Annotated in this window: 15 protein-coding genes; 10 read left to right on the forward strand and 5 right to left on the reverse strand. The window is 57.0% G+C overall.

Features of this window, described 5'->3' with window-relative positions; all coding sequences use genetic code 11:
• Positions 1–290: 290 nt before the first annotated feature.
• The 7 genes from FBY13_RS03360 (at position 291) to FBY13_RS03390 (ending at position 14,618) form a co-directional block, all read left to right on the forward strand.
• A complete protein-coding gene (locus FBY13_RS03360) occupies positions 291–1,511 on the forward strand; it encodes an MdtA/MuxA family multidrug efflux RND transporter periplasmic adaptor subunit (protein WP_063878177.1) in 1,221 nt (406 codons plus the stop codon).
• On the forward strand, positions 1,508–4,720 hold the full coding sequence (locus tag FBY13_RS03365; RefSeq protein WP_145393459.1) for an efflux RND transporter permease subunit: 3,213 nt from the start codon (positions 1,508–1,510) through the stop codon (positions 4,718–4,720). The genes FBY13_RS03360 and FBY13_RS03365 overlap by 4 nt, the downstream gene beginning before the upstream one ends.
• Positions 4,717–7,818 carry an efflux RND transporter permease subunit gene (locus FBY13_RS03370; RefSeq protein ID WP_096011476.1) on the forward strand — a complete coding sequence of 1,034 codons (3,102 nt, stop codon included), beginning with the start codon at positions 4,717–4,719 and terminating at the stop codon, positions 7,816–7,818. Before FBY13_RS03365 ends, FBY13_RS03370 begins: the two co-directional genes overlap by 4 nt.
• A 3-nt stretch (positions 7,819–7,821) precedes the next feature.
• Positions 7,822–9,213 (forward strand): efflux transporter outer membrane subunit, encoded by a 1,392-nt coding sequence (locus tag FBY13_RS03375; RefSeq protein WP_096011477.1) that lies wholly within the window; start codon positions 7,822–7,824, stop codon positions 9,211–9,213.
• A 98-nt stretch (positions 9,214–9,311) separates the two neighbouring features.
• The gene (aas, locus tag FBY13_RS03380; protein ID WP_063878181.1) at positions 9,312–11,462 is read left to right on the forward strand and encodes a bifunctional acyl-ACP--phospholipid O-acyltransferase/long-chain-fatty-acid--ACP ligase; all 2,151 of its coding nucleotides are present in this window, start codon (positions 9,312–9,314) and stop codon (positions 11,460–11,462) included.
• Positions 11,459–12,652 carry a lysophospholipid transporter LplT gene (gene lplT / locus FBY13_RS03385; RefSeq protein ID WP_145393460.1) on the forward strand — a complete coding sequence of 398 codons (1,194 nt, stop codon included), beginning with the start codon at positions 11,459–11,461 and terminating at the stop codon, positions 12,650–12,652. The genes aas and lplT overlap by 4 nt, the downstream gene beginning before the upstream one ends.
• 316 nt (positions 12,653–12,968) lie before the next feature.
• Positions 12,969–14,618, forward strand: a complete 1,650-nt coding sequence (locus FBY13_RS03390; RefSeq protein WP_145393461.1) for a methyl-accepting chemotaxis protein — start codon at positions 12,969–12,971, stop codon at positions 14,616–14,618.
• Positions 14,619–14,726: 108 nt separating this feature from the next.
• Here the strand turns inward: FBY13_RS03390 and ridA are convergent, their stop codons facing one another.
• The 4 genes from ridA to argF form a co-directional block, all read right to left on the reverse strand.
• Positions 14,727–15,113 carry a 2-iminobutanoate/2-iminopropanoate deaminase gene (gene ridA / locus FBY13_RS03395; protein WP_014606727.1) on the reverse strand — a complete coding sequence of 129 codons (387 nt, stop codon included), beginning with the start codon at positions 15,111–15,113 and terminating at the stop codon, positions 14,727–14,729.
• 82 nt (positions 15,114–15,195) lie between these two features.
• Positions 15,196–15,660, reverse strand: coding sequence for an aspartate carbamoyltransferase regulatory subunit (gene pyrI, locus FBY13_RS03400; RefSeq protein ID WP_063878184.1), 465 nt, complete (start codon positions 15,658–15,660; stop codon positions 15,196–15,198).
• Between the two features lie 11 nt (positions 15,661–15,671).
• Positions 15,672–16,607 (reverse strand): aspartate carbamoyltransferase, encoded by a 936-nt coding sequence (gene pyrB, locus FBY13_RS03405; RefSeq protein WP_063878185.1) that lies wholly within the window; start codon positions 16,605–16,607, stop codon positions 15,672–15,674.
• A gap of 242 nt (positions 16,608–16,849) precedes the next feature.
• Positions 16,850–17,857, reverse strand: coding sequence for an ornithine carbamoyltransferase (argF, locus tag FBY13_RS03410; RefSeq protein WP_063878186.1), 1,008 nt, complete (start codon positions 17,855–17,857; stop codon positions 16,850–16,852).
• Between the two features lie 163 nt (positions 17,858–18,020).
• Here argF and rraB point away from each other — a divergent pair, with 163 nt between their 5' ends.
• Positions 18,021–18,443, forward strand: a complete 423-nt coding sequence (rraB, locus tag FBY13_RS03415; RefSeq protein ID WP_063878187.1) for a ribonuclease E inhibitor RraB — start codon at positions 18,021–18,023, stop codon at positions 18,441–18,443.
• Between the two features lie 57 nt (positions 18,444–18,500).
• The gene (locus tag FBY13_RS03420) at positions 18,501–19,262 is read left to right on the forward strand and encodes a tRNA-(ms[2]io[6]A)-hydroxylase (protein WP_145393462.1); all 762 of its coding nucleotides are present in this window, start codon (positions 18,501–18,503) and stop codon (positions 19,260–19,262) included.
• Positions 19,263–19,267: 5 nt separating this feature from the next.
• Here the strand turns inward: FBY13_RS03420 and FBY13_RS03425 are convergent, their stop codons facing one another.
• A complete protein-coding gene (locus tag FBY13_RS03425; RefSeq protein ID WP_145393463.1) occupies positions 19,268–19,771 on the reverse strand; it encodes a GNAT family N-acetyltransferase in 504 nt (167 codons plus the stop codon).
• A gap of 83 nt (positions 19,772–19,854) precedes the next feature.
• Here FBY13_RS03425 and FBY13_RS03430 point away from each other — a divergent pair, with 83 nt between their 5' ends.
• A complete protein-coding gene (locus FBY13_RS03430) occupies positions 19,855–21,075 on the forward strand; it encodes a hypothetical protein (protein WP_145393464.1) in 1,221 nt (406 codons plus the stop codon).
• The last annotated feature ends 27 nt before the right edge of the window (positions 21,076–21,102 follow it).

A 21,102-nucleotide genomic window follows, 5' to 3' on the forward strand; every position in this document is an offset into this window, starting at 1 on the left:
GCTCCGGCAAGGCCAATCGTTATTACACCAACCCACGCAGATGCGTGGGTTTTTTTTGCCTGAAGCACAGGCCTGCCTTCGTCTCCGGCATGGTCAGCCATCGTATCCACGCGCCCTTTCTCTGCGCGCTCGCCTTGCTGACAGCAGACTGGTAAGGTTTCTTAACGCAAACCTTACGGTTTGGCGATGGAAAGTCGTAACACAAGTAGCTGATAATCTTTGCTGATGCCGTTTCGATGAATCCTCCTCCTGATGAGGATTCCCTTTTTCCTCAATATCTGAAGAGTTCGATGACTACTTACGTCTCCCGTTCCCGTGGTTCCCGCTGGCTGAAATGGCTGCTTCTGCTCATTGTGCTGCTCATTGTCGCCGGCGTGGCCTGGCGCTTGCTGGGCCATAGAGGCGCAGGGGGCAATATGCCCGCCGGTGGTCATGCGCGCCACGCGGGTCCCGGTATGCTGAAGGGCGGTACGACGCTGGTGCACAGCGGCACCGCCAGCACGGCCGATGTGCCGGTCTATCTCAACGCGCCCGGCACGGTTATTCCTAACGCCAGCGTGACGGTCACCAGCCGGGTGGACGGTCAACTGGAAAAGGTTTACTTCACCGAAGGGCAGAAAGTTGAAGCGGGCCAGCTGCTGGCGCAGATCGATCCCCGCAGCTACGAGGCAACGCTGAACCAGTATCAGGGCGAGCTCAGCGAAAACGCGGCATTGCTGAAAAGCGCCGAACTGACGCTGGCGCGCTACCGCAAACTGGCGGCTCAGGACTCCCTGTCCCGACAGGATTTGGATACGCAAATCGCGACCGTGGGGCAGTATCGTGGTGCGGTTGCCGCCGATCAGGCCCAGATCGCCAGCGCCAGGCTTAACATCGGCTACGCGCGCATCACCGCGCCCGTCAGCGGTCGGGTAGGGCTACGTCAGGTCGATCCGGGCAATATGATTCAGAGCAGCTCAACCACCGGGCTGGTAACCATTACCCAGATGCAGCCTGCCGCCGTCACCTTCAGCGTGCCACAAAGCCATATCCCGACGCTGGTGAAAGCCCTTCATCACGATCAGACGCTGCCCGCCACCGCCTTCGATCAGGATAATCAGCATGTGCTGAGTCAGGGACAGGTGAAATTTATCAGTAATGAGATCGACACGGCGACCGGCACCATTGCACTGAAAGCGATGTTTGCTAACGACGACGAGGCGCTGTACGCCAACCAGTTTGTCAACGTTCGCCTGCAAACCAGCGTGCTGAAAAACGCCACCATCATTCCGGCGCAGGCGTTGCAGCTGAGCAGCGACGGCAGCTTTGTCTTTATCATCAATAAAGACAACACCGTCACCCGGCAGCCGGTCACCGCAGGCCCGGCGTATGGCGAAGCGTGGCAGGCTGTTCTGCAGGGCGTGAAGCCCGGTGACCGCCTGGTTACAGAAGGGATCGATCGCCTGACCAACGGCAGTAAAGTCGCGGTCGCAGACAGCACTCAACCGACCGCACCTGCCGAGGCCCAATGAATCCGTCACGCCTCTTTATCCTGCGACCGGTCGCCACCATCCTGCTGATGGCCGGCGTGCTGATCGCCGGTATTTTTGCCTACCGGTTTCTCTCCACCTCGGCGCTGCCGCAGGTCGATTACCCCACCATCCAGGTGACAACGCTCTATCCCGGCGCGAGTCCGGATGTCATGGCCTCGACGGTGACTTCGCCGCTGGAGCGCCAACTGGGGCAGATGTCGGGACTCAGCCAGATGACCTCGACCAGCTCCAGCGGATCGTCCATCATCACGCTGAAGTTCAGCCTGGATCTGTCGCTGGACGTGGCCGAACAGGAGGTGCAGGCCGCCATTAACGCAGCCAGTAATCTGCTACCGACCGATCTGCCGAATCCGCCCACCTATAAGAAAGTCAATCCGGCCGACAGCGCGGTGATCACCTTAGCCGCCAGCTCGGACACGCTGCCACTGACGCAGGTTCAGGATCTGGTGAATACGCGCGTGGCACTGAAGCTGTCGCAAATTTCCGGCGTGGGCATGGTGACGCTCGCGGGCGGCCATCAACCGGCGATTCGCGTACAGATGAACCCTCAGGCGCTGGCGGCCCATGGCCTGACGCTGGCAGACGTGAATACGTTAATCAGCAACAGCAATGTTAAAGGTTCCAAAGGCGGATTTGACGGTCGCTATCACTCGGTGACGATCGATGCCAATGACCAGCTGCGCACCGCTGCCGAATACGGCAACCTGATCCTGACCTACCAGAACGGGGCGGCGCTGAGGCTGAAGGATATCGCGCATATAGAACAGGGGCCGGAGAACAGCTTTCAGTCTGCCTGGGCCAACGGCAGCCCGGCTATCGTGATCGGCGTGCAGCGGCAGCCCGGGGCCAACGTTATCCAGGTGGTCGACAGCATCAAGGCGCAGTTGCCGACGCTGCAGGCCGCGCTGCCCGACGGCGTGAAAATGACGGTCCTGTCCGATCGTACCCAGACCATTCGTGCTTCCATCAGCGACGTGCAGTTTGAGCTGATGCTCTCGATTGCGCTGGTGGTGATGGTGACGTTTCTGTTCCTGCGCAACGTGGCAGCGACGCTGATTCCCAGCGTGGCGGTGCCGCTCTCGCTGGTGGGAACCTTTGGCGTCATGTATCTCGCGGGCTTCAGCCTCAATAACCTGTCGCTGATGGCGCTGACCATTGCCACCGGCTTTGTTATCGATGACGCGATTGTGGTGGTCGAGAACATTTCCCGACGGCTGGAAGCGGGCGAGCCACCGATGGAAGCGGCGTTAAAAGGATCGCAGCAGATTGGCTTTACCATTATCTCGCTGACCTTTTCCCTGATTGCGGTGCTGATTCCGCTGCTGTTTATGGGCGATGTCGTAGGACGCCTGTTTCGCGAGTTTGCCATCACGCTGGCGGTGTCCATTCTGGTCTCGATGCTGGTCTCGCTGACCTTAACGCCAATGCTCTGTGCCTACCTGCTGCGCCATATTCCGCCAGAGAAACAGTCCCGCTTTGCGCGCAAAGGCGGCGAGATTTTCGACCGGCTCATTCGCGGCTATGATCGCCTGCTGACCCTGGTGCTGGACCATCAGAAACTGACGCTGCTGGTGGCGCTGGCGACCTTTGCCCTGACCGCGCTGCTGTATATGATTGTCCCGAAAGGCTTTTTTCCGATCCAGGATACCGGGTTGATTCAGGGCGTAACGGTGGCTTCTCAGGACGTTTCCTTTACGGAGATGGCGAAACGTCAGCAGGCGCTGTCTGCGGTGATCATGCAGAACCCGGCGGTCGAGAGCGTCTCTTCGACAATTGGTATCGATGGCAATAACACCAGCCTGAACAGTGGTCGGTTGCAGATCAACCTGAAGCCCTTAGGTCAACGCGATGACAAAGCCGGTGCGATCATCAAACAGCTCCAGCAGGCAGCAACAGGCGTGGTCGGCATTCAGCTCTACCTGCAACCGGCACAGGATCTGACCGTCAACGATCAGGTCACGCCGAGCCAGTATCAGTTCACCCTTGATGATGCCAACAGCGAAGACCTGGTGACCTGGTCGCCGAAACTGGTGGCGGCTTTGCAGAAACGGCCAGAGTTCAACGGCGTGGTCAGCAACCTGCAGGATCAGGGCCGGGTCGCTTATGTCGAGCTGAACCGGGACAAAGCCGCGCGCGTTGGCGTCACCGCCGCGGACGTGGATACCGCGCTCTACAGCGCGTTTGGGCAGCGTCTGGTCTCGACGATCTTTACCCAGTCGAATCAGTATCGCGTGGTGCTGGAAGTTGCACCGCAGTACCAGCAAAGCCCGGCCTCATTTGATGATGTGTTCCTGAAACCCTCTGCCAGCACGAACAGCAGCGCATCAGGCAGTACGTCCACCAGCACCAGTAGCACGGAAACCACGTCAACTTCGACCGCCAGCAGTCCCACGGCAACAACGACCAGCAGCAGCGGCATGGTCAAACTCACCTCCATCGCCACGATCCACCAGCGGACCGGTTCGCTGATGCATATGCGGCTGAATCAGTTCCCGGCGGTGATGATCTCCTTCAACCTCAGTGACGGCTATTCGCTGGAAGACGCGCAGAACGCCATTAGCGAGGTGACTGCACAGCTGCATCTGCCGTCGGCAGTGACGCTGCGTTATCAAGGGGAAACCTCGGCGTTTCAGAGTGCCACCAGTAACACGCTGTGGCTGATCCTGGCGGCGCTGCTCACGATGTATGTGGTGCTGGGCATTCTGTACGAAAGTTTTATTCATCCGGTGACCATTCTCTCGACGCTGCCCTCGGCGGCGGTCGGCGCGCTGTTAACCCTGCTGCTGGCCAATACGGCGTTCAGCCTGATTGCGCTGATTGGGGTCATTCTGCTGATCGGCATCGTCAAGAAGAACGCCATTATGATGATCGACTTTGCGCTGGAGGCCGAGAATAAGCAGCATCTTTCGCCCCGGGACGCGATTCACCAGGCCTGTCTGTTGCGTTTCCGACCCATTCTGATGACCACCATGGCGGCGCTGCTGGGCGCGCTGCCGCTGATGCTGGCTTCCGGATCGGGCGCAGAACTGCGCCAACCGTTGGGGCTGGTGATTGTCGGCGGATTGATCGTCAGTCAGGTGCTGACCCTGTTTTCTACCCCGGTCATCTATCTGTGGTTTGACGGCATCGCCCAGCGCGGCAATGCCTGGGTGAAACGCCGACAGCAACAGGCGCGGAGCGGGCAATGAACCTGACCCGGCTGTTTATCTTTCGCCCGGTCACCACGCTGCTGCTGACGATGGCGATCCTGCTGCTCGGCGTGCTGGGCTACCGCCTGTTGCCGGTGGCCCCGCTGCCGCAGGTGGATTTCCCCACCATTATGGTTAACGCCAGCCTGGCCGGTGCCAGCCCGGAAACGATGGCGGCAACCGTTGCCACCCCGCTGGAACGGTCGCTGGGACAGATTGCCGGTATTACCGAGATGACCTCGAACAGTTCACAGGGCACCAGCACCATCATTTTGCAGTTTGAACTTAATCGCGATATCAACGGCGCGGCACGTGACGTACAGGCGGCGATCAACGCCGCACGCAGCCTGCTGCCGAGCGCGATGGCGTCGCTGCCGACCTACCACAAAGCCAACCCGTCGGATGCGCCGATTGTGATGCTGGCGCTGACCTCCGCCACCCGCACGCCGGGGGAACTCTACGATCTGGCCGAAAGCAAAATCGAACAGGCGATGGGGCAGGTCAAAGGCGTGGGTGATGTGTCGCTGATGGGGAGCGCACTGCCCGCGGTGCGCATCGATCTGCAGCCGCTAAAACTCATCCATGCGGGTATTTCGCTTGATACGGTGCGCAGCGCAGTGGCCGACAGCACCAGTAATCTGCCCAAAGGCTCGCTACAGGGCAGCAGCCAGTCGTGGATGGTGGACGGCAATGGACAGCTGGACAAGGCAGCCAGCTACCGCAACCTGATTATCAGCAACAAAGACGGCAATGTCGTGCGCCTGGGCGACGTCGCCAGCGTGTACGATTCAGTGGAGGACCGCTATCAGGCGGGCTTCCTCAATGCTCAACCGGCGGTCATGGTGGGCATCAAGCGCCAGGCGGGCGCCAATATGCTGGACACCATTGACGCCATCAAAGCCCAACTGCCAGCCCTGGAAAAAGATCTGCCTGCCGATACCCAGCTTAAAGTGGTGGTGGACCGTTCACCGGGCGTGCGCGCCTCGCTTTACGATACCGAAGAAACGCTGCTGATTGCCGTGCTGTTGGTTATTGCGGTGGTGTTTGTCTTTTTACGCAACCTGCAGGCCGTCATGATTCCGGCCCTGGCGTTGCCGGTCTCGCTGATCGGAACCTGTGCGGTGATGTACCTGCTGGGCTACAGCCTGGATAACCTCTCCCTGATGGCGCTCATCATTTCGACCGGCTTTGTGGTCGATGACGCCATCGTGGTGCTGGAAAACATCACCCGCCATATTGAAGCCGGACATCGCCCGCTGCGAGCGGCACTGCGCGGTGCGCGCGAGGTCAGCTTTACCGTACTGTCGATGACGGTATCGCTGATCGCCGTGTTTATTCCCATCCTGCTGATGGGCAGCCTGCTGGGTCGGCTGTTTCGGGAGTTTGCCATCACCTTGACCGTGTCTCTGCTGATTTCGATGTTTGTTTCGCTGAGCCTGACGCCAATGCTCTGCGCACGGCTGCTGAAGCCGAAACCCAGCGTATATAAGCGCCCACATCCGTTCTATCAGTTGATTGAAAATCAGTTAAACCATGCACTTGCGGCTTACTCACGTGGCCTGAACTGGGTGATGCGCCATCAGAAACTGACCCTGTTCAGCCTGCTGCTGACCGTGCTGCTTAACCTGTTTCTTTATACGGTGGTGCAGAAGGGCTTCTTCCCGGAACAGGATACCGGCCTGCTGATGGGAGCCTTACGGGCGGATCAGAATATTTCGTTTCAGGCGATGAAGCCCAAAATGCTGCAGTTCACCAACATCATTCGGTCCGATCCGGCGGTTGAAAGCGTGATGTCGTCCATGGGCAGCGGGATGTTTGGCTCGCGCAACAACGCCGACTTTTTTGTCCGGCTAAAAGATTTTGATCAGCGTGATGCCACGGCCAGCGAAGTGGCCAACCGGTTAAGTCAGAAAACCAGTAAGATCCCCGGTGCGCAGCTGTTTCTGATGGCGGCGCAGGACCTGCACATCGGCGGACGCAGCGCCAATGCCAGCTACCAGTACAGCCTGCAGGCGGACGATCTTGCGCTGCTACGCGAATGGACGCCCAAAGTCCAGGCGGCGCTGGCGGCGATTCCGCAGCTCAACAGCGTCGATTCCGACGCGCAAACCGGCGGTCAGGAAGTGATGCTGACTATCGACCGCGACCGGGCGACCCAACTGGGCGTGAATGTGAAGATGCTGGACACCATGCTGAATAACGCCTTCAGCCAGCGCCAGATTGCCACGCTGTACCACACGCTGAATCAGTATCATGTGGTGATGTCGCTGCAGGACAGCGATACCCGCGATCCGGCGATTCTGCAGCAGCTTTACGTGATTAACGATAACGGCGATCGCATTCCGCTGTCGGCCTTTGTCAGCTTCGCGGGCGGCAATGCCCCGCTGACGGTGACACATCAGGGACAGTCTGCCACCAGCACCATCGCCTTTAACCTGAATGACGGCGTGTCGCTGGAGCAGGCGGAGGCGCTGATCAAGCAGGCGATGGCCCGGCTTGGCTTGCCCTCAACGATTCAGGCGGGCTATGCCGGGACGGCGGCCGAGTTTAACCAGTTAACCGCCACAATGCCGTGGCTGATTGTGGCGGCACTGGTGGCGGTCTATATCGTCCTCGGCGTGCTGTATGAGAGCTACATTCACCCGCTGACCATTCTGTCGACCTTGCCCTCGGCGGGCGTCGGCGCGCTGCTGTTACTGTTACTGACGAACACCCAGCTCACGATAATCGCGCTTATCGGCATTATCCTGTTGATTGGTATCGTGAAAAAGAACGCGATTATGATGATCGACTTTGCCATCGATGCCGAGCGGCGGCTGGGCATGTCGCCACAGCAGGCGATTACCCAGGCCTGCCTGATGCGCTTCCGTCCCATAATGATGACCACGCTGGCCGCGTTCTTCGGGGCGCTGCCGCTGGCGTTGGGCAGCGGCGGCGATGCCGACTTACGCAGCCCGCTCGGCATTGCCATCGCCGGGGGATTAGCGCTGAGCCAGCTGCTGACGCTGTTTACCACGCCGGTTATTTATCTGTGGCTCGATCGCCTGAGCCGTGCCACTCAACGTCAATGGCGTCGTCTGCGCCATGCGGAATCCTGAATCATGAAATCACTTATTCCCGCCGTGCTGGTGGTGCTGTTGAGCGGTTGTACTGTCGGCCCTGATTATCAACGTCCGACGATGGCTATGCCGGTTCACTACAAAGAAGCGAAAGGCTGGCAGCAGGCCACGCCGCAGGACGACCAGCACAAAGGCGCATGGTGGACGGTGTATCAGGATGCCACGCTAAGCAGCCTGGTCAGCCAGGTCAGCATCTCTAATCAGAATGTGGCGGAATATGCGGCGCAGTATCGTCAGGCGCAGGCGCTGGCGGCGCAGTCTCGAGCAGCGCTGTTTCCCACCTTAGGCTATGACGCCAGCACGACGCGGAGCGGCAGCCACGGCGCTACCGACAGTACGCGCACCACCAGCAGCAGCCATCAGGCGGCACTGAATGCCAGCTGGGAGCTGGATTTATGGGGCAAACTGCGTCGAACGCGGGAAGAAAATCAGGCCAGCGCGCAGGCCAGCGCCGCCGAGCTGGCCAATATCACCCTGAGCGCCCAGGCCGAGCTGGCGGAGGACTACTTCCAGTTACGCATCATGGACGAAAAAATTGCGCTGTATCAGCAGAGCATTGCCGCCTATCAACGCTATCTGAGGGTGATACAGAACCAGTATCAGGCGGGGACAGAATCGCGCGCTACGGTGGCTCAGGCGCAGCAACAGTTGGAGAGCGCCAGCGCTTCGGCACAGGATTATCAGTGGCAGCGCGCTCAAATGGAACATGCTATCGCCCTGCTGGTGGGCAAAGCGCCTGCGGATTTCAGCCTGCCTGTGGCAACACTGATGGCGACGCTGCCCGCGGTTCCCGGCGGCTTACCGTCCGAACTGCTGCAGCGTCGCCCGGATATCGCCTACGCCGAGCGTAAAATGGCGGCATCCAATGCGGCGGTCGGTGTGGCGGTTGCGGGTTATTACCCCGATCTCACCCTCAGCGCCAGCGGCGGCGTGAGTGCCTCTGCGCTGCATAACCTGTTCGCCTTACCTAACCGCGTCTGGTCGTTGGGGCCAGAGCTAAGCGGCACGCTGCTGGACTTCGGCGCGACCTCGGCCAGCGTTGAGCAGGCCCGCGCCGCCTATGATGCCAGCGTGGCGAACTATCGGCAGACGGTGCTGACGGCGATGCAGGATGTCGAAGACCGGCTGGTGGAGCTGAATACCCTGCAGGGCGAAATCGCCGCGCAGCAGCGCGCCACCGCCGCCGCGCAGACCTCGGCCCAGGTCACGCGCAATCAGTATGAGGCCGGGATGATTGACTATCTGGATGTGGCGACAACGGAAAACAGCAGCCTGAGCGCACAACAAAGTTTACTGACGCTAAAAAGCACCCAGTGGGTGAGCAGCGTGGCACTTATCGCAGCGCTGGGCGGCGGCTGGCATACCGCACCCTGAAGGCGGACATCGCGCTGAATTCTGCCAATAATCAGTTGTCGATTCCGCCTAAATCCTGCATCGTGAGTGGCTGTTTTTCATGATGCTAAGGAGCCGGCATGTTATTCACTTTTTTCCGCCTGGTATTTCGCCTGCTGTGGCGGGTGGAATTACGGGGCGATACCGCTGAACTGCATAAGCAGAAGGTGCTGATTACGCCCAATCACACCTCGTTTCTGGATGGGGCGCTGCTGGCGCTGTTTCTGCCCATCAAACCGGTTTTTGCGATCTATTCGTCGATCAGCGATCACTGGTTTTTACGTCTGATCAAACCCTATGCGGATTTCGTCCCGCTTGACCCCATGAAGCCGATGGCGCTGAAGCAACTGGTGCGGCTCATCGACAGCGGTCGCCCGGTGGTGATTTTCCCCGAGGGTCGCATTACCGTCACCGGATCGCTGATGAAGATCTACAGCGGGGCAGGCTTTGTGGCGGCAAAATCTGGTGCAACCGTGGTGCCGATGCGCATTGAAGGCGCAGAATTTACCCCGTTTGGTCGCCTGGCGGGCGTCTTTAAGCGCCGTTTGTTCCCCCGCATTACCCTGAACATTTTACCCGGCACCCATATTCCAATGCCTGAGGCGAAGCGCGCCCGTGATCGTCGCGTGCTGGCCGGTGAGCACCTGCACCATATTATGATGGAAGCGCGCATGGCCGTGCGCCCGCGGGAAACCCTGTTCGAGGCCTTTCTCAATGCCCGCCAGCGCTACGGCGCCTTTAAACGCTGCATTGAAGACGTAAATTTCAAACCCGACAGCTACACCGGCTTACTGAAAAAAGCCCTGGGCGTTGGCCGTATTCTGGAACGTTACAGCCAGCCCAAAGAATATGTCGGACTGCTGCTGCCCAACGCGACGGTCACGGCGGCGGCAATCCTGGGCGCGTCTCTGCGCGGGCGCGTGCCCGCGATGCTGAATTACACCGCAGGCGTCAGCGGCATGCGCGCGGCGCTCACCGCCTCCCAGGTGAAAACGGTGTTTACCTCCCGCCAGTTTCTGGATAAAGGTAACCTGTGGCACCTGCCGCAGGGCCTGACAGAGGTGCAGTGGATCTACCTGGAAGATCTGAAAGAGACCGTGACGCTCAAGGACAAGCTCTGGATACTGGCGCACCTGATTGTGCCGCGCCAGGCCCAGGTGGCGCAGCAGCCTGAAGAGGCGGCGATGGTGCTGTTTACCTCAGGATCGGAAGGCCATCCCAAAGGTGTGGTGCACTCCCACAAAAGCCTGCTGGCCAACGTTGAGCAGATCCGTACCGTGGCGGACTTTACGCCGCGCGACCGCTTTATGTCGGCCTTGCCGCTGTTTCATGCTTTCGGCCTGACCGTAGGGCTGTTCACGCCGCTGATGACCGGCGCGCAGGTGTTTCTTTATCCCAGCCCGCTGCACTACCGGATTGTGCCGGAGCTGGTTTACGACCGTAACTGCACTGTGCTGTTTGGCACCTCGACGTTTCTGGGCAATTATGCCCGCTTTGCTCAGCCCTATGACTTTGCGCGCCTGCGCTACGTGGTGGCCGGGGCGGAGAAGCTGCAGGAGAACACGCGCCAGCTGTATATGGACAAGTACGGTATCCGTATTCTGGAAGGTTATGGCGTGACCGAATGCGCACCGGTGGTGGCGATCAACGTACCAATGGCCGCCAAAGCGCATACCGTTGGCCGCATCCTGCCCGGGATGGATTCTCGTCTGATGTCGGTGCCGGGCATTGAAAACGGCGGTCGCCTGCAACTGCGTGGCCCCAATATCATGAAGGGCTATCTGCGGGTCGAAAATCCCGGCGTGCTGGAAACCCCGGCGGCCGATAACGGCGAGGGGCAGATGGAAGCAGGCTGGTACGATACCGGCGATATCGTCAGCTTCGATGATGGCGGCTTCTGCCAGATTCAGGGGCGAGCCAAACGCTTTGCGAAAATAGCTGGCGAGATGGTGTCGCTGGAGGTGGTGGAGCAAATCGCCCTGAAAGCCTCACCGGATAAACAGCATGCTGCCTCGCTGCGCCCTGACGGTAATCGTGGTGAAGCATTAGTGCTGTTTACTACCGACAGCGCACTGGCCCGTGACGGCCTGCAAAAAGCCGCCCGCGAGCTGGGAGCCGCCGATCTGGCCGTGCCGCGCGATATCCGCGTCGTAAAAACGCTGCCCTTACTCGGCAGTGGTAAACCTGACTATGTCACCCTGAAAAAAATGGCGGAAGAGGAACAGGCATGATGGTAGAACGTGATGCGCCGTTATTGTCGCGCGGCATGATAGCGGTAATGGTGGCGCAGTTTTTCTCGGCGTTTGGCGATAATGCCCTGCTTTTTGCCACTCTGGCGCTGTTGAAAAACCAGTTCTACCCCGACTGGAGCCAACCGGTCCTGCAGATGCTGTTTGTCGCGACCTATATCCTGCTGGCCCCCTTTGTGGGGCAGATGGCTGACAGTTTTGCCAAAGGCCGGGTGATGATGTTTGCCAACAGCCTGAAGCTGCTGGGCGCGATGATCATCTGCTTTGGTTTTAATCCTTTCCTGGGTTACACCCTGGTGGGGATCGGCGCGGCGGCGTATTCGCCCGCTAAATACGGCATCCTCGTGGAAATTGCCCATGACGAGAAGCTGGTTAAAGCCAACGGACTGATGGAAGCCTCGACCATTGCGGCCATCCTGCTCGGTTCTGTGGCGGGCGGCATTCTGGCGGACTGGAATCTGGTTGCCGCGCTAGCGGTCTGCGCCCTGACCTATGCCGTGGCGGTAACGGCAAACCTGTTTATTCCCAAACTGCAGGCTGCACGTCCCGGCCAGAGCTGGAACTTTACCGCGATGCTGCGCAGTTTTAGCCGCGCGACGCGCGTGCTGTGGAATAATCCCGAAACGCGCTTTTCCCTGCTCGGCACCAGCATGTTCTGGGGCGCTGGCGTCACGCTGCGTTTTCTGCTGGTGCTGTGGGTGCCGGTGGCGCTGGGTATCCAGGATAACAAAACCCCGACCACGCTGAATGCCATGGTGGCGATAGGGATTGTGGTCGGCGCGGCGCTGGCGGCCAGGCTGGTGACGCTGGAAACCGTGCGCCGCTGTATGCCTGCCGGTGTGCTGATTGGGGTGATGGTAGTGATTTTCTCGCTGCAACATACCATGCTGAATGCTTACCTGCTGCTGCTGGTGATTGGCGTACTGGGCGGTTTCTTTGTGGTGCCGCTTAACGCGCTGTTGCAGGAGCGAGGCAAACAGAGCGTCGGCGCTGGCAATGCCATTGCGGTGCAGAACCTGGTTGAAAACACCGCCATGTTGGTGATGCTGGGGCTGTATACCTTAGCCATTCGGGCCGGTGCGCCTGCGGTGGCGACCGGCATCGGCTTCGGCGCGCTGTTTGCGCTGGCGATTACCGTACTGTGGCTGTGGCGTCCGTCCTCCCGCACCTGATGTAACAACGGCAGGGTGCGCTGGCCCTGCCGTTATCTCCCTCTCTTCTTCCTCTTCCTGACGCTGTCGCCAGTGAAACGGTGTCTCTTTTTTGGCGACGTTTTATATTTACTATTCAAAATAATATAGTTTATTTGGTTATTGTTTTGCCTGTTATTTTATTTTAATTACCATAACTTTTTGCAATGAATAATTAATTTAAACTTGAAATCGAATTCAAGGTTAAAAAATTTGAAATAAATATTTATTTATTATTGCCGATTAATTTCTGGCTTCCTTTGAGAATTCACTCGGGGAAAGAAAGGAGCTTGGTTTAATGAATATGACGCAAAGACTCTCTCTGGCTTTTTCACTTCTGGCAGGTTCGTTAATTATTCTAGGGATCGTAACCATTTCACTTCTCTCAGGTTTTCAGGCGAGATTTGAATATGTGCAGGTAAACACAATTGATTCGCTCAAAGTGCTGAATCGGTTGGTAGATGAAAGTAATCGCCTCTCTGTGGCGTTATATCGACATCAGACTGAAGATGAGAGCGGTAAACTGGCCAGCCTTGAAACGGTGATTCAAAAACGTATTGAGGATATTTCGACATTAACGAAATATTATTTCGATAATGATATTACCAATGACGAAGATCGGGCGATGACGGATAAGTCACTCCGGCTGATCGATGTCGTTAAACAAAGTCTGCCAGCGTTTCTCACGGCCTCCCGGTCGCATCAGAATCAACTCAGCCTGGCACTCTTGAGTGATGATGAAGGCATTGGTGGCGCGATCAGTCAGCTTAAAGCCAGCTATCGCAATCAGTTTGAGTTCAACAGTAAAATTGGTGAAGCGTTACGTCTGCAAAACCAACATATTTATCAGTTGACCAAATGGGGCATGGTGGCCGGTATCGCACTGGCGATTATCGGCCTGGGCATGTTGACGATTTTAACCATCATGCGTGTCCGTCACAGCCTGAACGCCATTGGCGAGCTGATGGAGCGTGCCAGCACCCATCTTGATCTTTCCCTGAAGGCCGATGACAGCCGACGTGATGAAGTTGGCATTATGGCGCGGTCTTATAATCGTCTGATGGAAAGCATCTCCGCCGCCTTGCATGCGGTCAGCAGCGCTTCACAGTCGGTCAGCAGTGCGTCGGGCCAGATTGCGGCGGGCAATGAGGACCTGTCTGCCCGTACGGAAGAGCAGGCCGCCTCGCTGGAGCAAACTGCGGCCAGCATGACCCAAATCAGCGAAACCGTCAGGCAGACCGCAGACAACACGCGCCAGGCAAGCCACCTTGCAGAAAACACGCGCAATCTCTCCGACACCAGTTCAGCCGCGCTCAATACGATGCTGGAGACAATGCAGGCGATTCGTGACAGCTCGGGTAAGGTGGGGGAAATTATTACCCTGATTGAAGGCATTGCGTTTCAGACCAATATTCTGGCGCTGAACGCGGCGGTCGAAGCGGCCCGCGCAGGGGAACATGGGCGCGGCTTTGCGGTTGTGGCGGGCGAAGTGCGCAATCTGTCGCAGCGGTCCACCACCGCCGCCCGTGAAATCAAAGCGCTGATTCAGACGTCCAATGGGTTGATCGCATCGGGAACGTCCCAGGCGGATAACGTGAATCACAATATGGAGACGATGCGCGGTGCAGTCAGTCAGGTCACCGATCTGGTTAACGAAATCGCCGCCGCGGCCACCGAGCAGAGTCAGGGCATTTCGCAGGTTCATCAGGCGGTGAATCAGATGGACGATGTGACTCAGCAGAATGCGGCCTTGGTCGAAGAAGCCTCAGCCGCGTCGCTCTCTTTACAGGAGCAGGCTGATACGCTTGCTGCGCTGGTGCGGAAGTTTACGCTCGCAGGCCCGCAGGCGGCGGTAGCCACGCCTCAGCGTAAATCTGCAGCGGTTGCGGCACCCAGACCGGTGCTGGCCCTGGCGGCAGGCGGGCAGGATAACTGGCAAAGCTTTTAAGATGGCGGGTCTGAAAGCAGAGTAACAGGTCGGCGGTGAGAAGGGCGAATCCGTATTTACGCCAGGCCGAAAGCCGCGTGCGCACTCAGCAGTGCGCACGCTTTTTTATCAACGACGCAGCGCGATCGCTTCAATCTCAATCTTCACGTCTTTTGGCAGACGGGCCACTTCCACGCAGGAACGCGCCGGGAAGGGCGCATTATGCTCGGTAAAGAAGGCTTCGTAGGTGGCGTTTACGGTCGCAAAGTCATTCAGATCTTTCACGAAGACCGTGGTCTTCACGATATCGGCAACCTTCAGGCCCGCGGCTTCCACTATCGCCTTCACGTTTTCCAGCGACTGGCGCGCCTGTGCTGAGACGTCTTCGGCGACGTCGCCCGTGGCCGGGTTCACCGGAATCTGACCCGAGGTGATGATCATGCTGCCGAGATCAACGCCCTGCACGTATGGGCCGATAGCCGCTGGGGCTTTTTCCGTACTGATTTCACGAGACATCATTTCTCCTTAGATAAAGGCCGTGGCAGCAAAGGCGCTGCCCGCCATAAAACGTGGTTCATTATAAGCGCGGCAGGGCCGATTAAAAGTGACCCAATACCACATGACGGGCGAACTCTTTCTCACAGTATTTACATTTCAGGTGCACCTCATCGGCGCGATGCTTCACGGCAAAGCTGGAGCACACCGGTTCGCTGCGGCTGATGCAGTTGCTGTTCGGACAGGTCAGCACCCGGTCTATCCGGTCCGGCAACGTGGGCGCGATCTTGGCGACCACTTCATAATCATCAATGCGGTTGACGGTGGCGTGCGGCGCATAAAACGCCAGCTGATTGATCTGATCTTCCGTAAGGTAAGTGTTTTCGATCTTAATCAGATCTTTGCGGCCCATCTCACCGGAGGGCAGGTTCAGGCCGATGGTAATGCGCTGGTCGGTTTCGGTCAGACGAAACAGCGACAGGAGCTTAAAGCCCACCTGCGCAGGGATATGATCGATAACCGTGCCATTTTTAATGGCTTCAACCTGCAGTTTGTTATCCTGGCTCATACTGTCACTCCTTACAGGGCGGTGTCGCGGTTTAAGACCAGTGCCAGCAAAGCCTGGCGTGCGTAGATGCCGTTACCGGCCTGCTGGAAGTACCAGGCGTACGGCGTGCTGTCCACGTCGGTGGTGATTTCATCAATGCGCGGCAGCGGATGCAGCACCTTCATGTTATCGCGGGCACCGTTCAGGTCTGCCGCGCGTAAAATAAACTGCGCTTTAACGTTGGCATATTCGGACGGATCGAGCCGCTCTTTCTGCACCCGCGTCATGTAGAGAATATCCAGCTCCGGCATCACCTCTTCGAAACTGTCGTGGCGTGACCAGGCAATATTCTGCTCATCCAGCATATCCGTAATATAGGCCGGCATCGCCAGCGCATCCGGGGCGATAAAGAAGAAGCGGTTGCCGTCAAACTTGGCCAGCGCCTGGGTCAGCGAGTGCACGGTGCGACCATATTTCAGGTCACCGACCATCGCCACGTTCAGGTTGCTGAGTCGGCCCTGAGTTTCATGGATGGTAAACAGATCCAGCAGGGTTTGCGTGGGATGCTGGTTGGCCCCGTCTCCGGCATTCAGAATCGGAATGCCGTTGGAAAACTCCGTAGCCAGTCGCGCAGCGCCCTCCTGTGGGTGACGCATTACAATGGCATCCACGTAGGTGCTGATCACGGAAATGGTATCGGCCAGGGTTTCCCCTTTTTTGCCCAACGAGGTATTGCTGCCGTCGGCAAAGCCTACTGCGGACGCGCCCAGGCGATGTATCGCGGTTTCAAATGACAGTCGGGTGCGGGTCGAGGCTTCGAAGAAGCAACTGGCTATCACGTTATGCTTCAGCAGTTCCGGCTGAGGGTGGTTTTTTAGCTGCGCAGCGGTGTGCAGCACCAGCTCCAGCTCGTCGCGGCTGAGATCGTTAATTGAAATGATATGCTTGCGATATAGCGGGTTAGCCATAGCTCTCTCCTCTGCGCGGCCGGATAACGGACAAAAAAAAGCCCCTTATACAGGGGCTTTTTTAAGATCGGTTCGATGACGGAAAGAAACAGCGGTGCCGCCTGCATTGAGGCGAGGTAGCGCGTCACATTGTCCACGATGCTGTTGCATGTTTCCTCCGGCAAATTGTGGCGCATTATACGCCATCAGGAATGGGCATCAAGGAAAAATCGCGCAGCAGGTAAACGTTTGCGGTTGCCCGATCAGCGCTGTCCCAGGGTGGCTACCATTACCGCTTTAATCGTGTGCATACGGTTTTCCGCCTGGTCAAAGACGATGCTGTGTGCCGATTCGAAGACGTCATTGCTGACTTCCATTCCATCCTGCAGGCCATACTGTTCCGCCATCTGACGGCCCAGCGTGGTCTGATCGTCATGAAATGCCGGTAAGCAGTGCAGAAATTTCACCTGCGGGTTGCCGGTCAGCGCCAGCATTGCACTGTTCACCTGGTAGTTGCGCAGCAGGGCAATGCGTTCTTCCCACACTGCTTTCGCTTCACCCATGGAAACCCAGACATCTGTGTAGATGAAATCGGCACCTTTAACGCCTTCAGCGATATCGTCTGTCAGCGTGATTTTGCCGCCGGTCTTCTCTGCGACCTGACGGCATTGTGCCACCAGACCGGCTTCCGGCCAGCAGCTTTGTGGCGCGACCATACGCAGATCTAAGCCAACCTGCGCGGCGGCTTCCAGCATGCTGTTGCCCATGTTGTTACGCGCATCACCCACGTACACCAGCGTCATCTCGCTGAGCGGCTTGCCTGGCAGGTGTTCCTGCATGGTCAGCAGATCGGCCAGCAGCTGCGTTGGGTGGAACTCGGTGGTCAGGCCGTTCCAGACCGGTACACCGGCATGTTCAGCCAGGGTTTCGACCAGCGCCTGGCCGTAGCCACGGTACTGAATGCCGTCATACATGCGGCCCAGCACGCGCGCGGTATCTTTCATCGACTCTTTATGGCCGATCTGGCTACCGCTTGGGCCGAGGTAAGTCACGTTTGCACCCTGATCGTATGCGGCAACTTCGAAAGAGCATCGGGTACGGGTCGAGTCTTTTTCGAAGATGAGCGCGATGTTTTTGCCTTTCAGGTATTGGGTTTCACTGGCGGTTTTTTTTGCGCGTTTTAATTCGGCGGACAGGCTCAGCAAATAGTCAATTTCCGCCGGGGTAAAATCCAGCAGCCTGAGGAAATGACGTTGATACAACTGACTCATACAGCACTCCGGTACGGGTTTCATAATGAATTAAAATTCAATCTAACCGTATGAATATGCATTTTCAACCCTGGCGAGAATAATCTTTTATGTTTTGTGTAGTGGCGCGACAGGCAGTATGGGAAAATAATCACTTATTGCCGAACTCAGAGAGGATATCGCCATGGCATTTGAAGCATTGTTGGAAGAGCAGCGTGAAGAGACGCGGCTGATCATCGAAGAACTGTTAGAGGATGGCAGCGATCCCGATGCGCTCTATACCATTGAGCACCATCTCTCCTGTAACAACTTCGACTCACTCGAAAAAGCGGCGGTGGATGCCTTTAAACTGGGCTATGAAGTCACCGAGCCAGAAGAGCTGGAGCTGGAAGACGGCACGACCGTGATGTGCGTGGACATTCTCAGCGAAGGCGCGCTGAAAGCGGAAATCATCGATGCCCAGGTAGAGCAGCTGGTAAACCTGGTGGCGAAATACAACGTTGACTACGACGGCTGGGGCACCTATTTCGAAGATCCCAATGCCCCGGATGACGATGAAGACGACGGCGAGGCTATCGACGAAGACGACAACGGTATTCGTCATTAATTAACGCCGGGCGGAGCCTGCTCCGCCTTTTCTGTTCCCCTGTGTTGTCTGACCGTCATGAATTACGCACCCTTACTTGAACCCATACATCAGTTTTTACGCTGCCGCACACCTCAGGCCTGGATTGATGAGGCGCGCAAACCAGAAAACCTGACTCTGCTGCTCACCGATCATCTGGTGTGCGAACTCAAAGCGGCCCAGACCGCGGTGTGGCTGATCCGCAAATACGTTGCTGACAAGCCCAGCGGTGACCAGATTCTGGCCTGGCTGAAGCCTTACGAGAATTTTATCTTTCGTGAGGACGGCGACAGCGATTTTATCAATGCGCATAAAACGCTGACCAAAGCCATTATCGTGCGCAACGAACTGCCGTGGGCTGACGATCTGGTTGAGAAGATGGTGCTGCTGATCAAAGAAGAGCTGCACCACTTTTATCAGGTGTGGGAAATTATGCAGTCGCGTGGGCTGGTTTATCAGAAAATCACCTCAAGCCGTTATGCGAAAGGTCTGCTGCGTGAAGTGACCACCCACGAACCCGATACGCTGGTGGATAAGCTGATTTGCGGTGCCTATATTGAGGCGCGCTCCTGCGAGCGTTTCGCCAGCCTGGCACCTTACCTGGACAGCGAATTAGAGAAGTTCTATATCTCGTTGTTGCGCTCAGAAGCCCGTCATTATCAGGACTATCTGACGCTGGCGGCGCAGATTTCGCCAAAAGATATTACGGCGCGCGTGCGGGCGATTGGTGAGGCAGAGGCGAAGCTCATTGCTGAGCCGGACAAGGAACTGCGCTTTCACAGCGGTGTGCCGGATTTTTAACGGCGTTACAGCGTTTTCAGCATCCTGAATTCACAGTCGCCATGTCCCGTACAACCCAGGGCATGGTCGATACGTTCGAACCCCAGCGATTCGTAGAGCTTAATGGCGCGCGTCAGGCTGCCGGTGGTTTCCAGATAGCAGCGGCGAAAGCCACGCTGACGTGCATGGTCCATGGCTAAGAGCGCCAGCTCGCGCGCCATACCGCAGCCGCGCACGTCCGGCAGGAAATACATTTTTTGCAGTTCACAGATATCCGGCGCGCTGCAGGCGAGCGGCGCGATGCCGCCACCGCCCATGACCTTCCCCTGATGTTCTACCACCCAGTAGGCGCTGTGCTCGGCACTGTACAGCTCGTACAGGCTGTCGAGTTGTGGATCGGCCACGGTATAGCCTTTGTCGGCGGTCAGGCCGAACTCAGCCGAGACGTGACGGATTACCTGCGCAATATGAGGATTGTCGGCGGCGGCGATAGGGCGCAGCAAGGGGAGCGACTGAGTATCAGGGATCATAACGGAGTAGTATTACGGAATCAGGTTAGACATTCATCAGAAATAGCATTATCGTCGGGCAAAAGCAATATTCATCACTGTGCATGGAGCCGCATAACGTGTTTCCCCGTTTCCGTTTTAAAATCATCAAAGACCTTTTTCCCTTATTCATTATTGCGGGATTTATAAACGTCTGGGCATATTTTCAGTGGATTGGCAGGCCGGATGTTTTTCCGCTGATAATAAATAACGTGACGGGGGTTATTGCTATCCTTATCACTTCGATACTGTTTTTCAGTGTATTTTCCTGCTCGTTAATTGCGCCTTCGGCACTTTGCTCATTCACCGGTACGCTAAACGGTAAAAAAGCCCGACTGGCAAGGCGCTATAATGAAGGCTGCTGCGCGATTACCGCTTTTAGTGCCTTCCTGGCAGCCTTTACAGTGATCTATTTTGGCAACACGGCAAACGGCTGGTTGATGCTACCAGCGGCCTTTGTAGCCGCGTTGAGTGTACACAGTCTGGTTAATCACTGGATTAACCGGCACCGTCAGCAGCATCAACGCCAACTGCTTGCCCGGTTAAAATGCATGCGGGCGGCGGAGAACGGCTTAACTGCTCACCTTAAAAGAAAATTTTTTCTGGCAGAATTAAGTCTGAACGCGGTTGTCATTAATCTCCGTTACGTTATTTTTTCAGTTTTTATCGCCATGCTCGCTTTTATGCCGCTGTTCTTTTTATTGCCAGGTGATATCTATTTCTCCGCGAAAAATACCCTGACGCAATATTTTATTATTACTGGTTTATATCTGCTGCTCTTTATGCCGGCGCTGCTCTCACTCTTCGCCAATAAAATAAAAGCGCATCATGGCATCAAACCCATTTTGGCGTTTTCACCTGGCCTGATCCTCGGCGTCTTTACGCTGTTTTCTGTTCAACTGGTGCAGATTAATCAGCGTGCGATTGAAATCGTCGGCATGGCGTCCTGGCACGAAAAGGTGTTTTCCGTGCCGTCGAAAGACTTCCCGGCCTATTACTTCCCCACTTCTGTCTGGGGGGCCAGTAAAGCGACCGGTGATGCGCGCTTGATTGCAGGCATTGAGGCATTTACCAATGGCGAAACCCACCTTATCTGCCCAACACGTTTAAAGACGCTCAGGCAAAGGGCGCTGAAAAGAAATGCCTTCCTTTGGCAGGCAGATGAGAAAGCCAAAGCGGAGCTGGTTGCCATGAGTCAGAACTGTCTTCTGATGAAGGGCGATCGGATTATGACGGCGGCGGTGCTGAAAACGCTACTTCCCAATGCGCCGAAAATGCAGCCATAAAAAAGCCCACGCCGAAGCGTGGGCTTT

It is taken from the genome of Pantoea sp. SJZ147 (assembly GCF_007828605.1).
GTDB lineage: Bacteria > Pseudomonadota > Gammaproteobacteria > Enterobacterales > Enterobacteriaceae > Pantoea > Pantoea allii.